Raw genomic sequence first — 16,320 nt, forward strand, 5'->3', positions numbered from 1 at the left:
GACTCGGACCTGGGCGCGCAGGTGCTGTCGGCGCTCGACCCGGCTCTGGGCGACTCGCTGTACACGGCCTGGCGGCAGGCGGCACCGGCCGTGCCGTCCGCGCTGAGCGAGCTGCACGTGCTGCGGGTGACGGCGGCCCCGTTCGGCTCGACCGCGCCGCTGAAGCCGGTGCAGGACGAACGGGGCCGGGTGATCCGGCAGTCCGACTGGCCGCTCACCGGCGCCGCGCTGACGACCATGCGGGTCGTGTTCGACACGGCGGGCAAGGTGCCGCAGAAGGCGGAGTTCGTGCACGCGGAGGGTTCCACCTCGGTGCAGCACACCGTGAACCTCCCCGCGGACCTGGCCTTCGAGCTGCCCCCGGGCCGGGTGCAGGTCTCCACCCGCAGTGCCCAGGACAACGACCTGAGCTGGCTGAACCGGCGGCCCGCGGACTCGCAGGAGCCGGGGGTGACCGCCCAGCTGGAGGCCGAGCTGCCGGAGCGCACCCTGTTCGTGTCCCGGCCCGGCGAGGACGGGAAGGTGCACGTCGCCGTCCTGAACGGCACGCCCGACGAGTGGTGGCTCTCCCCCGGCCAGCGCAAGCAGGTGCGGCAGGGCCGGTACGAGCTGACGATCAGCTACACGACCGCGGGCGAACCGCCCAACGTCGAGATCGGCATCGCGACGATCCCCGCGGCCTCGCAGCGCAACGTGCTGGCGCTCGACAGCGTGCACGACGGGATCACCGTGGGCAGCTGGGTCCACGTCGCACGGCCCCGGAAGGGCGCCGACGGCGGGGTGCCGGGCGACAAGGAGCTGGCCGAGGTGACCACGCGCGTCACCGCCGTACGCACCGTCGCGTACACCCGGTACGGCATCACCGGCCGCGGCACCGAGCTGACCCTCGCCGAGCCGTGGCTCGACGAGCACGACGTGCTGCTGTCGCACATCCGCGACGCGACCGTGCACGCCGGCGCGGAGCCGCTGCGGCCGGCCGACGAACCGCTCGGCGAGGAGGTGCACGGCAACGAGATCGAACTCGACCAGCTGTACGACGGGCTGCGCCCGGGCCGGGTCCTCGCCGTCACGGGCGAACGCACCGACGTCCCGGGAATCCCGGGGATGCAGGCGACCGAGCTGGCCGTGATCGCGGCCGTCGACCAGCGCCTCGACCCGGAGCTGCCCGGCGACCACGTGCACACCGTGCTGACGCTCACCGCCGGCCTGGCCCACCGGTACCGCCGGGACACCGTCCGGATCCAGGGCAACGTCGTGCCCGCCTCGCACGGGGAGAGCCGCGAGGAGGCCGTCGGAAGCGGCGACGCGGGCCGCACGAACCAGACGTTCGTGCTCTGGCAGGCCCCGCTGACCTGGCTGCCGGACGACAATCCGCTGGGCGCCACCCCGACCCTGGAGGTGCGCGTCGACGGGCTGCTCTGGCACCGGGCCGACAGCCTCGCCGGGCGGGGGCCGCGCGAGCGGATCTACGTGCTCGGGACGGACGGCGAGGGGCGTACGACGGTGACGTTCGGCGACGGCGTGCACGGCGCGCGGCTGCCGACCGGCCACGAGAACGTCCGGGCCCGCTACCGCTTCGGCACCGGCCGCGCCGCGAACGTCCCGGCGAACCGCATCACCCAGGCCGTCACCCGCCCGCTGGGGGTCACCGGTGTGAGCAACCCGCTGCCCGCGACGGGCGGTTCCGACGCCGACGGCCCGGGGCTGACCCGGCGTACGGTGCCGCTGGCCGTGTCCGCGCTCGACCGGCTGGTGTCGGTGGCCGACTACGAGGACTTCACCCGTTCCCGGGCCGGCATCGGCCGGGCCGCGGCGCGGGAACTCTTCGACGGCCGGCGGCAGGTGCTGCACCTGACGGTCGCGGGCGCGGACGACGTGCCGATCGGCCCGGACGCCGACATGCTGCGCGCCCTGCGGTCCTCGCTCGCCGGGTACGGCGACTCCCGGCTGCCGGTCCGCGTGGACGTGCGGGAGGCGGTGCTGCTGGTGCTGGCCGCGCGGATCAAGGTGCGGCGGGACCACTCCTGGGAGACGGTCGAGCCCCGGGTGCGCCGGGCGCTGCTGCACAGGCTCGGCTTCCCGGGCCGTGAACTGGGGCAGCCCGCCCGGCTGTCGGAGGTGCTGGCCGTCGCACAGTCGGTGCCGGGCGTCGACTACGTGGACGTGGACACCTTCACCGGCATCCCCGCCTCCGTCACACCGCGGCAGCTCGCGGAGCTGGGTGAGGGGGCGTCCGGGCCCCGGGAGACGGTTCCCGCGCGGCTCGCCGAGTACGACGAGCAGGTGCACCGGGTGACGGCGGCAGAGGGCGAGTCGCTCGGCGCGATCTCCGCCGGGTACGGCGTGCCGCTGGAGGAACTGCTGCGGCTGAACCCCGACATCACCGACACCCGGCCGCTGGCCAGGGGCCGGACGGTGTGCGTGTTCCGCGGCATCCGCCCGGCGCAGCTCGCGCTGTTCTCGCCGGAGGTCCCGGACACCCTGACGCTCACGGAGATCACCCGGTGAGCGCGGCACAGCGGGCGGGGCGGGGCTCCCGCCACGAGAACGCGGGCAGCGCGGGCCGGACGGGCAGCACGGGCAGCACGGCCGGCGCGGGCGGCACGGGCGGCTGGGCTCACGCGGTCCGCCGAGGAGCCGAGACCGGTACAGCCCGTTCAGCCCGTACAGCGCGCGCGGCTTGCACGGCCGGCACGGCCCGGGCGGCTTGCACGGCGCGTACGGCCGGCACGGCTCGCGGGACGGACCACGCGAGCCATGCGGACCCCGGGCACGACACAGGCCGCACCGGTCACCGGCACCACACCGGCCACATCAGCCACACAGGCCGCATCACGAGCCACATCGGCCGCATCACGAGCCCCGGCAGGGCCCGCCGCACCGGCGGACCGTACGGGACGGACGAAGGGACGCAGCGATGAGCAGGGAGCCGGACGGGCTCGCGGATCTCCTCCCGCAGTGGCACCGGCTGCGGGACGCCGAGGGCGGACCGGGCGGCGAGAGCCTGCGCGCGCTGCTCGCGGTGATCTCCGAACAGGTGGACCTCGTCCGCACCGGGGTCGAACAGGGCTACGACGACTGGTTCGTGGAGACCGCAGCGCCGTGGGTGCTGCCGTACCTGGGCGACCTGGTGGGCTACCGGACGCTGCCGGGCTACGAACGGGTGCAGGCCACCGGGATCGGGGGCGGCACGGGCGGACCGGGCGGCGACAGCCGGCAGCGGCTGGCCGAGGCGCTCGCGCCGCGCCGGGACGTCGCCGCGACGGTGGCCAACCGGCGCCGCAAGGGCACCCTGCCGCTGCTGGAGGAGCTGTCCGAGTCGGTCGCCGGCTGGCCCGCGCGGGCCGTGGAGTTCTCCCGGCTCGTCGCGCACCAGCAGCCCGTGAAGCTGTACGGGTCGGGCACCCCGGCGGTGAACACCCGGCGGCTCTCCCGGGGCCGGCTGGCCGATCTGCGCGACGAGTCGGCCCTCGACCTGGCGGGCGGCCCGTTCGGCGCGGTCGCGCAGTCCGTGGACGTACGCCGTGCCGACTCGCGGCGCCGGCAGGGCGGGCACACCCCGGCCGGGGTCGGGCTGTTCGTGTGGCGGCTGAAGCCGTACTCCGTGACGGGCGCGCCCGCGTACTGCGTCGACCGCGCCCGGAACCTCTACACCTTCTCGATCCTCGGCAACGACACCCCGCTGGTGACCAAGCCGGAGCCGGAGCCGTCGGCCGCGCACATCGCGACGGTCGACAACGTTCCCGCGTACCTCCGGCGCCGGCAGCTCGCCGACCGGCTCGCCGACGCCTACGGGCCCGGCAAGAGCTTCGTCATCCGGCGCGACGACCGGGACGACCCGGTGCCGATGTCGGACGTCGTCGTCGCCGACCTGAGCGACTGGCGCTACCGCCCGAAGCGCGGGCAGGTGGCGGTCGACCCGGAGCTGGGCCGGATGGCGTTCGGCTCCCGCTCGGCGCCCCGGCAGGGCGTGTGGGTGGACTACCACTACGCGTTCGCCGACGACACCGGCGGCGGCGAGTACGCCCGCCCGGACCGCGTCACCCCCGCCTCCGCGCAGGTCTACCGGGTCGGGCCGGGCCGCACGTACCGGCGGATCATGGACGCGTACAACGACTGGCGGAACGACCGGCGGGCCGGACGGTGCGGCCCCGACGGCATCATCGAGATCACCCACAGCGGCGCCTACCAGGAGCAGCTGGACTTCGACCTCGACCCGGGCGACCGCCTGGAGGTGCGCGCCGCCGAGGGCACACGCCCGGTGATCCGGCTGCTGGACTGGTACAGCAACCGGCCCGACGCGCTGAACATCCGCGCCGCGGACGGCTGCGAACGGGGCGAGGAACCGCGCATCGTGCTCGACGGCCTGTTGGTCTCCGGACGCGGCCTGAACGTCTCCGGGCCCGTCGGGACGCTCGTCCTGCGGCACTGCACCCTGGTGCCCGGCTGGTCGCTCGAACCGCAGTGCGAGCCGCACTCGCCGGAGGAGCCCAGCATCGTGCTGGACCGCACCACCGCGTGCGTGCAGATCGAGCGGAGCATCCTCGGCACCATCGAGGTCGTCGGCGACGAGGTCGCCACCGACCCGCTGTCCGTGCACATCCGGGACAGCGTGCTGGACGCCACCGGGCACGACCTGCCGGCGCTGTCCGCCCCGGACTGCCGCCACGCGCACGCCGTGCTGCACGCGCACCGCACCACGGTCATCGGCGAGGTGCACACGCACGCCGTGGAGATCGGCGAGAACAGCGTGTTCACCGGGCGGATGCACGTCGCCCGGCGCGGCGTCGGCTGCCTGCGCCACAGCTACGTGCCGCCGGGCTCGCGCACCCCGCGCCGCTTCCGCTGCGTGCCCGAGCACCCCGCCGGCGCCGAGGGCCCGTTCCCGCGCCCGCTGTTCCGCAGCGAGCGCTACGGGACGCCCGGCTACGCCCAGCTCGCCCGGGGCGGGCCGGAGGAGATCCGCCGGGGCGCCGAGGACGGCGCAGAGATGGGCGCCTTCCACGACCTGTACCAGCCGCAGCGCGAGGACAGCCTGCGCGCCCGGCTCGCCGAGTACGCCCCCGCGGGCACCGACGCGGGAGTGATCTTCGTGACATGAGGTTCCGCCGCATCCCAGCCGCAGCGGCCGCAGCGGCCGCACCAGCAGACTTCGCCGACGTACGCACATCCGAGGGGGACCCCTTCCATGCACGCTGACCTCTCCCGCTTCACCTTCCGGCCGGAGCGGCACTACTCCGCCGTCATCACCCAGCAGGGCCGCGTCCAGCTCGACGCGGACTTCAACGAGCAGGCCGCGATCCAGCTCCACCAGGCCCGTACGATCGCCACCGATCTGATCGGCCCGCACGGCGGCCCGGCCGGTGACACCGGCTTCCGGATCACGTTCGAGGCAGGCAACCGCGAGCTGGACGACCTCACCATCGGCGGCGGCCGCTACTACGTCGACGGCATCCTCTGCGACGCGACCCGGCCGCGGCCGGGCGTCCCGGCCGAGGCCGACGGCGGTGACGGCGAGGGGGCCGAGGGCGTCGAGCCCCGTGAGGAGCCGCCGGCCACCTGGACGTACTGGGACCAGCCCGACGGCCACCGCGACCCGGAACGGCCCGAGGACCGGCTGCCCGCGTTCCCGTTCCTGGCCTATCTGAAGGTGTGGGAGCGCTCGGTCACCGCGGCCGAGGACCCGTCGCTGCGGGAGGTCGCGCTCGGTTCGGCGGTGGCCGACACCGCGGCCCGCTCCAAGGTGGTCTGGCAGGTGCTGCCGCTGTCCGCCGCCGAACTGGAGCTGGAGGACGGGCAGCTGCCCAAGGACACCGTGCGGGAGGCCTTCGCCAAGTGGGCCGCGGCCCAGACCTCGAAGGCCCGCCTCGCGGCCCGCGCCGAGCGCCCCGGGAACGCCGACGACGACCCGTGCCTGGTGCGGCCCGACGCCCGCTACCGGGGCCCGGAGAACCAGCTGTACCGGGTGGAGATCCACGAGGGCGGCGCCGCGAAGGACGCCACCTTCAAGTGGTCCCGGGAGAACGGCTCGGTGACCTTCCCCGTCGACGAACTCGACGGCACCTGGGTCGGACTGGCCTCCCTCGGCGGGGACGACAAGCTCGACCTCGACGTCGGCGACCTGGTCGAGTTCACCGACACCGGCCGCGAGAGCCGCGGTGAGGCGCTGCCGCTGCTGCGCGTGGAGGAACTGGACCTGCCCGGCCGCCGGGTGCGGCTGTCCGGCGAGCCCGAGCCGGGTGTCGGGCGGCGGCCCGAGCTGAACCCGTTCCTGCGGCGCTGGGACCACCGGGAGGGCACCGCGCGCGGCAAGCAGGGCGCGCGGCCGAAGCTGCGGAACGGCGCCGTCCCGGTCGAGGAGGGCCGCTGGCTGCCGCTCGAGGACGGCGTCGAGGTGTACTTCGCGCCCGACGGCGGCTACCGCACCGGAGACCACTGGCTGATCCCGGCGCGCACCGCCACCGGTTCCGTCGAGTGGCCCACCGACCCGGCACGGCGGCCGCTGCTCCGCGGTCCGGCCGGAATCCGGGCGCACTACGCGCCGCTCGCCTGGGTGATGGGCGAGTCCGCCCCCTCGGACCTGCGGAAGTCCTTCGGGCCGCTGGCCGCCGACGTACCGGCCGCCGACGCGGAGGCACTGGCGCTGGAGGCGCGGGTGGAGGCCGAGGAGAAGGCGGCGGCCGAGGCGGCCGAGGACCAGCCCGGACAGGAGCCCGGACAGCAACAGTGACAGGGCGGGACCGGGCCGCGGCAGCCGACGGGCTGCCGCTTTCCCCGCGTCCGGTCAGCAGCCGGCAGTCGGCACGTCTGGAAGGAGCACACCACGATGGCTACGCCTCTGAGCGCCTCGCGGCTCGTCAAGGCGCTGCGGGACGAGGGCCTGGAGGTCCGCGAATACCGCAACTGGCGATCCCACAACCGTAACCACAAGGGCTCCTGGGGCCCGGTGAACGGCGTGATGATCCACCACACCGTCACCAAGGGCACCAGCAGCACGGTCGAACTCTGCTACGAGGGCCACTCCAGCCTCCCCGGCCCGCTGTGCCACGGCGTCATCGACAAGGAGGGTGTGGTGCACATGGTCGGCAACGGCCGTGCCAACCACGCCGGGCTCGGCGACGGCGACGTGCTCAGGGCCGTCATCAACGAGGCCAAGTCGTTCCCGCCGGACAACCAGGCCGACACGGACGGCAACCGGCACTTCTACGGCTTCGAGTGCGTCAACCTCGGCGACGGCAAGGACCCGTGGCCCGAGGCGCAGAAGCTGGCGATCGAGAAGGCCTCGGCCGCCATCTGCCGCGCGCACGGCTGGAACGAGCGGTCCGTGATCGGCCACCGGGAATGGCAGCCGGGCAAGGTCGACCCGCGCGGCTTCTCGATGGGCACGATGCGCGGCCGGATCGCGAAGCGCCTCGGCGGCAAGGCGGACGGACCGCCGAAGACCGACCCGAAGCCGAAGCCGCCGGCCGAGTACGAGCCGTTCCCCGGCGCCGACTTCTTCCGCGTCGGCCGCAACAGCAAGATCATTACGGCGATGGGGAAGCGGCTCGTCGCCGAGGGCTGCGGCCGCTACAAGGTCGGTCCCGGTCCGAACTGGACGGAGGTCGACCAGAAGTCCTACGCGGCCTGGCAGCGGAAGCTCGGCTACTCCGGCAAGGACGCGGACGGCATCCCGGGCAGCACGAGCTGGAAGAAGCTGCGGGTGCCGAACGTGTAGCGGGCCCGGCGGGTACGGCGCGCGCGCCGGGGCGCTGGGGCTCGCTCGGGGGCTGGGGCGCGTGGAGGGCTGGGGCGCACGCGTCGGGCCCTTGTGGCGCGCTCGTCGAGCGCCTGTTCGTGGGCGCGCCGGAGGTCTGTGGCTCGCTCGCTCGGGGGCCCGTGGCCCACTCGCTCGGGAGTCTGCGGCTCGCTCGTCGGGGTCTGTGGCCCACTCGCTCGGGAGTCTGCGGCTCGCTCGTCGGGAGTCTGCGGCGCGCGCCAGGGTCTGTGGCCCGCTCGTAGGGGTCTGTGGCCCGCTCTTCGGGGGCATTGCTGAACGGGCGGGCACCGGGAGCGCGGGGCCCCTGCACGCCGGCACGTATCGCGCGGTCCGCAGTGGCCGCGTCACACCCCATACCGCCGCCCGGGCGGGTCCCCCTGACGAGGGCCCGCCCGGGCGGCTTCCGGTTCCGGGAGCGCGGTGCTGTGCTCAGCGGACCCGGGTGGTGTCCGCGTCCGTGTCCGGGACCGGCAGCGGGCGCTTCTCGATCGCCGCCGCCATCACCTCCGGGAACAGGTCCGGTGTGCAGGCGAACGCCGGTGCGCCGAGGGCCGCGAGCGCCGCCGCGTGTTCCCGGTCGTAGCCGGGAGTGCCCTCGTCGGACAGCGCGAGCAGCGCCACGAACTGAATTCCCGACGCCTTCATGGCCGCGACCCGCTTGAGCATCTCGTCCCGTATGCCGCCCTCGTAGAGATCGCTGATGAGCACGACGATCGTGTCCGCGGGCCGGGTGATCCGCGACTGGCAGTACGCCAGTGCCCGGTTGATGTCGGTGCCGCCGCCCAGCTGGGTGCCGAACAGCACGTCCACCGGGTCGTCCAGCTCGTCCGTGAGATCCACGACGGAGGTGTCGAAGACCACCAGCCGGGTGGACAGCGACCGCATCGAGGCCAGCACCGCGCCGAACACCGACGCGTGCACCACGGAGGCGGCCATCGACCCGGACTGGTCGATGCAGAGGACGACGTCCTTCTTCACGGCCTGCGCCGCGCGCCCGTGGCCGATCAACCGCTCGGGCACCACGGTGCGGTGCTCCGGGAGGTAGTTCTTCAGGTTGGCCCGGATGGTGCGGTCCCAGTCGATGTCCCGGTGCCGGGGGCGGCTGTTCCGCGCCGAACGGTCCAGGGCGCCGGTGAGGGTCGCCCGGGTGCGGGTCGCGAGCCGTTTCTCCAGCTCCGCGACCACCTTGCGGACCACGGCCCGCGCGGTGTTCCGGGTGGTCTCGGGCATCGCCTTGTGCAGGGAGAGCAGGGTGCCGACGAGGTGGACGTCCGCCTCGACGGCCTCCAGCAGCTCCGGTTCCAGCAGCAGTTGGGACAGACCGAGCCGGTCGATCGCGTCCCGCTGCATGACCTGTACGACGGAGGTGGGGAAGTACGTCCGGATGTCCCCCAGCCAGCGCGCCATCTGCGGTGCGGAACCGCCGAGCCCGCCGGCCCGGGAATCCCCGGCGCGCCCCCGGCCGCCCCCAGCACCGCCCCGGCCGGTCCCACCGCCCGCACCGCCGGGGCCGTCCCCGTACAGGGCGTCGAGGGTCCGGTCCATGGCCGCGTCCCGCCCGCCCGGTTCGTACCCGGTGCCGTCTGCCCCGCCGCCGAGCACCAGCCGCCACCGCCGCAGCCGCTCCTCGTCCGTCCCGTCCCCGGACCCGTTCCCCGCGACCAAGGCGTCATCCGCCACGGCGTCCGTCGTCCCGGCCGCCGTCGTCCCGACTGTTGTTGTCCCGGCCGCCGTCGGCCCGACTGTTGTTGTCCCGGCCGCCGTCGGCCCAGTCCTCATCGCCACAGCCTCCGCCGTCCCGGCTGCCGTCGCCCCGGCTGCTGTTGTCCCAGCCGCCGTTGCCCCAGCCGCCGTTGTCCCAATTTTGGCCGTTCCGACTGCCGTTGTCCCTTCCGTCGTCGTCCCGGCCGCCGTTGTCCCGGCCGCCGCCGTCCCGGCCGCCGTCGTCCCAGCCCTCATCGCCACAGCCTCCGCCGTCCCGGCCGCCGCCGTCCCGGACGTCGCCGTCCCGGCTGCCGTCGACCCAGCCCTCATCGCCACAGCCTCCGTCACGGCGTCCTCCGTCGCGGGATCCTCTGTCGTCGCAACCTCTTTCGTGCCGGTCCGCAGCCCCGTCATGAGGCCGGCTCCGCGCTGCAGAGGTGTCCGCCGTCCCGGCCGCACCCGCCGCCCCGAAGCCGGCCGGTGCCCAGCAGCAGGCGCAGCACCGGCTCCACCGCCGCGGCGCGCTCCTCGTCCAGGCCCGGTCCGAAGCCCGGGGCCCCGGGCGGCACGTCCCCGGGGCCGCCGCGCCCGCCCTGTTCGGCGGTACCCCGGCGGACCAGCTCGCCCAGGCTCCGACGCACCCCCGGTTCGTACGCCCCGAACGTCCGGCGCAGCAGCGGCAGCACATCGGTGAAGGCCCCGGCCGGTACGCCGGTCAGCCAGCGGTCGAGGAGCCCGAGCAGCCGCGGGTCGTGCAGGAGCAGCATTCCGCCGCCCGACTCGCCACCGGCGAACCCCTCGATCCACGCGGCCGCCTCGGCGGGCTCCGTCCCGGGCGAGAGGGCCAACCCCGTCACCCCGGCCGCCTCGTCCTCGTCCATCCGCCCCTCGTCGAGCAGCAGCCGCACGGCGCGGCCCCGGATCAACGGCGCCACGGTCTCCCGCCGGGACAGTGTCCGCAGCACCCCGGCCCACCGCTCCCGCATCCCGTCGGGCACGGCCACCGGCCCCCCGTCGGTCGCGGTGCCCGGATTCCGCTGCCCGTTCGCCCCGCCCCCCGCGGTGACCGGGTCCGGCCGCCCGCTCGCCCCGTCCCCCGCGATGACCGGCTCCGGCGACCCGCTCCCCCTGTCCCCCGCGATGAGCGGCTCCTGCCGCCCGCTCCCCCCGTCCCCGGCGGGGACCGGCTCCGGCCGCCCGTTCGCCCCGTTCGCCTCGTCCGGCAGGGCCGCGGGGGCTCCCGGTGGCGCGGTGACCGGTGACCGCTGCCCGTTCGCGCCCTCCGCCCCGTCGAGCAGGCCGACGGCCGTGTGCACCGAGTCCACATGGCTGCGCATTCCGGCCGCGCCGTCCGCGTCCAGGCCCGTGCAGGCGGGCGGCAGTCCCGCGAAGACGCGGCCGGCCAGGCCGACGGCCACCCCGGTGAGCGCCGCCGCGTCCGTGTCCCGCACGTCTCCGTACCGGACGGAGCGCACCAGGGCGGGCAGGGCCTGTGCGAGATGACCGACGTCCGCGTCCAGGGCGGCCCGGTCGGCGAGCACCCGCATCACCACCGGCAGCGCGTCCGGCAGCCCCGCCAGCAGGCACACCTCGGCCAGCGCCGTGACGTCCGCGAGCCCGCCCGCCGATACGGCGTCCCCCTCGGCCTTGGCCGTCGCGGCGGCGAGCACCGTGTTCCCCCAGGAGCCCGCCTCCGCCACCCGCACCGACAGCTCCGGCTCCCAGCTCAGCCGCCACGCCTCCCGGAACGTCCCGAGTCCCGCCCGCGACCGCACCGGCTCGCCCCAAGCGATCCCCAGCAGCCGCAGCCGGTGCAGCAGCCGGCTGCGGGCCGCGTCGGTCTCCTTGCGCAGGTCCAGCTCCAACTCCCGCGGCGACGCCTCCGGTTTGAGCCGCAGCGAGCGCTGCGCCCGGCTCAGGTCCCGCTGGAGCGGCACGGCCGGTGCCGACTCCGGCACCTCGCCGAGCACATCGCCCACGACCAGCCGCTCGCCGACCAGGCCGAGCGGCACGTCGGAGCCCTCGCACATCACGGCCCGTACGGCGTCGGTCGTCTCCGCCAGTCCGGCGAGCGGGCGGCCGCGCATCGCGGCGAGGGTCTCCGCGAGCCGCACCGCCTCGATGACGTGGGCCGAGGACACCGGATGGTCCTCCGCCCGGAGCAGCCCGGCGACCTTCGTCATCCAGCGCTCGATCGGGCGGTCCGGGGCGCCGAACAGATGCCCGTACCAGCCGGGTGAGGCGATGCCGGCTCCGTAACCGCTGTGGCGGGAGAGCCGGCGGTTGGTCCACGGCACCCACGTCAGCTCGGCCTTGACCTTCGGCATGCCCTTGAGGAGCTGCCGGTCGGCGGTCGCGGTCGTGCCCGCCCGCAGCGCCGGCACGTGCCAGGCCCCGCAGACGACGGCGACCCGGTCGCCGGACTCCCGCCGGGCCTCCCGCAGCCGCAGCCGCATGTGCGCCTCGCGCAGCAGGTCCCGCTCGTGGCCGCCGTCGCCGTACGTCTCGCGCAGGACCGCCATGGCGTCCCCGAGCGCGGCGAAAGCGGCGAACGGGTCCCCGGGGGCACCGGTCGCCCGGCCGCCCGCCGGACCCCGGTGTTCGACGACGTCCTCCCACCAGCGCTCGGGGTCGTCGTACCCGGCGGTCTCGGCGAGGACGCCGATCGGGTCGATCCGGACGTCCGTCCCGTCACCGGCCCGTCCCGGTCGTGCGGCGGGATCGTGGTCGTCCTCGTCCCGCAGCGCGAGGGTGTTCGCCGCGGGCAGGTCGAAGAAGCGGACCGGCACGCCGCGGGTCAGCGCCCAGCGCAGCGCCACCCACTCCGGGGAGAACTCGGCCAGCGGCCAGAACGCGGCGCGGGCCGGTTCCCCCGTGACGTGCGCGAGCAGGGCGACGGGCGGCCGCATCCCGTCCTCGGCCGCGAGCCCGGCGAGCGCGTCGGCCTCCGGCGGGCCCTCGATGAGCACCACGGCCGGGTCGCGGGCGTCCAGCGCGGCCCGTACGGCGCGGGCGGACCCCGGCCCGTGATGCCGCACCCCGAGCAGCAGCGGCTCGTCCCGGGCGGTGCTCACGCCGAGACCTCGCGGCAGGCGCGGTAGAAGTCCTTCCAGCCGTCCCGCTCCCGCACCACGGCCTCCAGATACTCCTGCCACACCACGGCGTCCGCCGCCGGGTCGCGCACCACGGCACCCAGGATTCCGGCCGCCACGTCCCCCGGCCGCAGCACGCCGTCCCCGAAGTGGGCCGCGAGCGCCAGCCCGCCGGTGACGACGGAGATCGCCTCGGCCGTCGACAGCGTGCCCGAGGGCGACTTGAGCTTCGTCCGGCCGTCCGTGGTGACGCCGTCGCGCAGCTCCCGGAAGACGGTGACGACCCGCCGGATCTCGTCGATGCCCTCCGGCGCGGCCGGCAGGTCGAGCGAGCGGCCGATCTGGTCGACCCGCCGGGAGACGATCTCGACCTCGGCCTCGGGGGTCGCGGGCAGCGGCAGCACCACCGTGTTGAACCGGCGGCGCAGGGCGCTGGACAGCTCGTTGACCCCGCGGTCGCGGTCGTTGGCGGTGGCGACGAGGTTGAACCCGCGGACGGCCTGCACCTCCTCGCCCAGCTCCGGTATGGGCAGCGTCTTCTCCGACAACACCGTGATCAGCGTGTCCTGGACGTCGGCCGGGATGCGGGTCAGCTCCTCGACGCGCGCCGTCATGCCGTCGGCCATCGCCCGCATCACCGGGCTGGGCACGAGTGCGGCGCGGCTCGGGCCGTGGGCGAGCAGCTGCGCGTAGTTCCAGCCGTACCGGATGGCCTCCTCCGGGGTCCCCGCGGTGCCCTGCACCAGCAGGGTCGAGTCGCCGCTGACCGCCGCCGCGAGATGCTCCGAGACCCAGGTCTTGGCGGTGCCCGGGACACCGAGCAGCAGCAGCGCCCGGTCCGTGGCCAGCGTGGTGACCGCGACCTCCACGATGCGGCGCGGGCCGACGTACTTGGGCGTGACGACGGTGCCGTCGGGGAGCGTCCCGCCGAGCAGATACGTGGCGACGGCCCAGGGGGACAGCCGCCAGCGCTCCGGCCGCGGCCGGTCGTCGGCCGCGACCAGCGCCTTCAGCTCACCGGCGAACGCGTCCTCGGCATGCGGCCGGATCGCTTCCCCCGCGGCACCGGCCCGCTCGCCGGATCCGGTCGTCTCGGTGTGCACGGTCATGGGTCCCCCTCTGTGCAGGACGTGCGGCCCACCCCCACGAACCCGTGGGCCGCTTGCGTTCTCCACCCTGCACGAGGCCACTGACAACGGGTCACCGGACGGCGGACGGTACGCCGGAGCCGTCCCCGGGGCCGTTCCGGGGGCCGTCCCGGGGGCCGTTCCGGAAGCGCCGGGGATTGTCAGTGGCGGCCCCTACGGTCGGTGACATGAATCCAGCAGGGGGAGCGGGTGACATGACTCGGCAGGGGGAGCGCTGGACGGCGGATCAGGTGCTGGCGCTGGCTCCTGACGCCGCGTCGCGCAAGGCGGGCAGCAGGCTGGGCGCGGCGGGGCCGTGGTCGGAGACGGGCTGTGCCGAAGGGGCGGTGTGGGGCCTGTGCAAGGGGAGCGGGAGCAAGCCGTACCGGACGGTCGTGGACCTGGGCGGCGACGGCCGGCCGGGGGCGGGCCCGGCGTACAAGTGCGGTTGCCCGAGCCGGAAGTTCCCGTGCAAGCACGCCCTGGGGCTGCTGCTCCTGTGGACGGCGGGCGGTGTGGGACCGGAGGGCGCGGAGCACGCCGGGGCGACGGCCGCGGAACCGCCGGACTGGGCCGGTGAGTGGCTGGCGGGGCGGCGGCAGCGGGCCGCCGGAGCGGCCGGCCACGGGACCGGCGGTGACGCGGCCCCGGGACCGGGTGCCGGGCCGAAGGACGCCGAAGCGGCCCGGCGGCGGGCGGAGCGGCGGGCCGAACGGATGGCGGCGGGCGCCTCGGAGCTGGAGCAGCGGCTGCTGGACCTGGTGCGCGGCGGGCTGGCGGGCGCCGACCGGGCGGGTTACGGGGCCTGGGAGGAGACGGCGGCCCGGATGGTGGACGCGCAGGCGCCGGGCCTGGAGACACGGGTGCGGGAGCTGGGTGCGATCGCTGCCTCCGGCCCCGGCTGGCCCGGACGGCTGCTGGAGGAGTGCTCGCTGCTCCATCTGCTGAACCGCGCCTTCCTCGACGTCGCGGACCTCCCGGATCCGCTCGCCGCGACGGTCCGTGTCCGCGCGGGAGCACCGGTGCGGACGGCCGGACTGCTGGCCCACCGGGCCTCGGTGGTGCGCGACCGCTGGCTGGTGCTGTCCCAGCGGGACGACGCGGAGAGCCGGCTGACCGTCCGCCGGATATGGCTGCGCGGCACGCATTCGGGGCGCACGGCTCTCGTACTGTCCTTCGGAGCGGCGGGCCGCGCCCCGGAGATCAGCCTGCCCACCGGTCTCGTCACGGACGCGGAGTGCGCGTTCTATCCGGGCGCCGGTCAGCTGCGGGCCGCGCCGGGTGGGCAGTTCGGACCGTCGACTGCCGGTTTCCGGCCCCCGGGGACGGATGTCGGCTCGGCGCTCACCGCCTACGGTGCCGCGCTGCGCGACGATCCCTGGCTGGAGTCCTGGCCCGTGGTGCTGGCGGACGTCGTGCCGATACCGGCGGAGGACGGGGCGACGGCGGCCGGTGCCGCGGGGAGCTGGCAGCTGGCGGACGGGGAGGCGGCGCTCCCGGTGGACCCGCGCGGCCTCGGCCGCCCCGGTCTGTGGCAGCTCGTTGCCCTGTCGGGCGGTGGTCCGCTGACCGTCTTCGGCGAATGCGGCCACCGCGGTTTCACCCCGCTCACGGCCTGGTCACCGGACACGGACGAGGCGGTGCCGCTGTGACGCCGCGACGTCCGGGAGCGGGGATCCGGCCAACACCGGGCGGCGGTACCCGTTTCGCGCGGCGGGGGTTTCCCGGATACGGGGACGCCCAGGGGGAACGCGCAGAGGTGGAGCGGACCCGGCACAGGCGGGCCGACACGGCACGCCGGGGTGGTGGGAACGCGGCACACCGGCTGCCTGCTCCCGGGTGCCGGACCCCAGCTGCCAGGCCCCGGCAGCCGGAGCCCCGGTGGCCGGACCCCGGCCGGCAGCGGCACGGGCGACGGCGGCACGAGTGCCAGTGGCACGGGGGACGGTGGCACGGGCGACGATGCACGTGCCGACGGCAGGCACGGAGACCGGGGTCCACTGCGCACCGGACGGGCCCGGTGCGTCCGGTCCGGGCACGGACGGCTCGATGCCGGCCGTGGGCGCAGCGACCGCGCGGCACGGCGTGACCGGGCGAGCGACGGCACCACGGCTGGGCATCGCGAGGCCGGGCGGACGACGGCACGACAGCTGGGCATCGCGGACGCCGGGCGAGCGACGGCACGACAGCTGGCATCGGGGACGCCGGGCGGACGGCGGCACGACCGCGCACGGCAGCTGGGCATCGCGGACGCCGGCCGGATGACGGTACGACCCCACGACCCCACGACCGAGCGCCGACAGGGTACGGGAGTCGTCCGGCAGCCGCGACAGTACGGCGCCGGGCCGCGAGCCTCCGGCCCACGACGACACGAGAGCGCGAGCCCGGAGGGCGAGAAGGGCGAAGAGGGCTGAGCGCGATGAGAGCGAAGAGGGGGAACACGGTGCTGCGAGCAACGAGCGCGAAGAGGGGGACGCGGCCATGACGACCACGCAGCCGGAAGGACGATCAGGGGTGGCCTGGGACGAGCTGGTCGGTGCCGCCCTCGTCGGTACGGAACGCCGCACACCGCCCGGGGTGCCGCCGGGCCAGGATCCGGCGGCGGCCCTCCTCGACGCGGCGGCGGCCGACACCGTAC

8 protein-coding genes are annotated in these 16,320 nt (G+C 75.5%); 5 read left to right on the forward strand and 3 right to left on the reverse strand.

Annotated elements, in window-relative coordinates; all coding sequences use genetic code 11:
* The 4 genes from GCU69_RS05860 to GCU69_RS05875 form a co-directional block, all read left to right on the forward strand.
* On the forward strand, nt 1-2,508 hold a 2,508-nt coding region (locus GCU69_RS05860; RefSeq protein WP_156205318.1), incomplete at its 5' end, for a putative baseplate assembly protein.
* Between the two features lie 409 nt (nt 2,509-2,917).
* Nucleotides 2,918-5,101 (forward strand): hypothetical protein, encoded by a 2,184-nt coding sequence (locus tag GCU69_RS05865; protein WP_156205319.1) that lies wholly within the window; start codon nt 2,918-2,920, stop codon nt 5,099-5,101.
* 87 nt (nt 5,102-5,188) lie between these two features.
* A complete protein-coding gene (locus GCU69_RS05870) occupies nt 5,189-6,730 on the forward strand; it encodes a DUF6519 domain-containing protein (protein ID WP_156205320.1) in 1,542 nt (513 codons plus the stop codon).
* 96 nt (nt 6,731-6,826) lie between these two features.
* Nucleotides 6,827-7,717 (forward strand): peptidoglycan-binding protein, encoded by an 891-nt coding sequence (locus tag GCU69_RS05875; protein WP_098755166.1) that lies wholly within the window; start codon nt 6,827-6,829, stop codon nt 7,715-7,717.
* 471 nt (nt 7,718-8,188) lie between these two features.
* On the opposite strand, the gene GCU69_RS05880 is transcribed toward GCU69_RS05875, so the two are convergent.
* The 3 genes from GCU69_RS05880 to GCU69_RS05890 all read right to left on the reverse strand — a co-directional run bounded on the left by GCU69_RS05880 (nt 8,189) and on the right by GCU69_RS05890 (nt 13,664).
* Nucleotides 8,189-9,439, reverse strand: coding sequence for a VWA domain-containing protein (locus GCU69_RS05880; RefSeq protein WP_235978267.1), 1,251 nt, complete (start codon nt 9,437-9,439; stop codon nt 8,189-8,191).
* 434 nt (nt 9,440-9,873) lie between these two features.
* Nucleotides 9,874-12,576 carry a DUF5682 family protein gene (locus GCU69_RS05885; protein WP_456243369.1) on the reverse strand — a complete coding sequence of 901 codons (2,703 nt, stop codon included), beginning with the start codon at nt 12,574-12,576 and terminating at the stop codon, nt 9,874-9,876.
* Nucleotides 12,534-13,664, reverse strand: a complete 1,131-nt coding sequence (locus GCU69_RS05890; RefSeq protein ID WP_156205322.1) for an ATP-binding protein — start codon at nt 13,662-13,664, stop codon at nt 12,534-12,536. Before GCU69_RS05890 ends, GCU69_RS05885 begins: the two co-directional genes overlap by 43 nt.
* A gap of 233 nt (nt 13,665-13,897) precedes the next feature.
* Between GCU69_RS05890 and GCU69_RS05895 the strand changes: the two genes are divergently transcribed.
* Nucleotides 13,898-15,334, forward strand: a complete 1,437-nt coding sequence (locus GCU69_RS05895) for an SWIM zinc finger family protein (protein ID WP_156205323.1) — start codon at nt 13,898-13,900, stop codon at nt 15,332-15,334.
* Nucleotides 15,335-16,320 lie beyond the last annotated feature (986 nt).

It is taken from the genome of Streptomyces lycii (assembly GCF_009735685.1).
Lineage (GTDB): Bacteria > Actinomycetota > Actinomycetes > Streptomycetales > Streptomycetaceae > Streptomyces > Streptomyces lycii.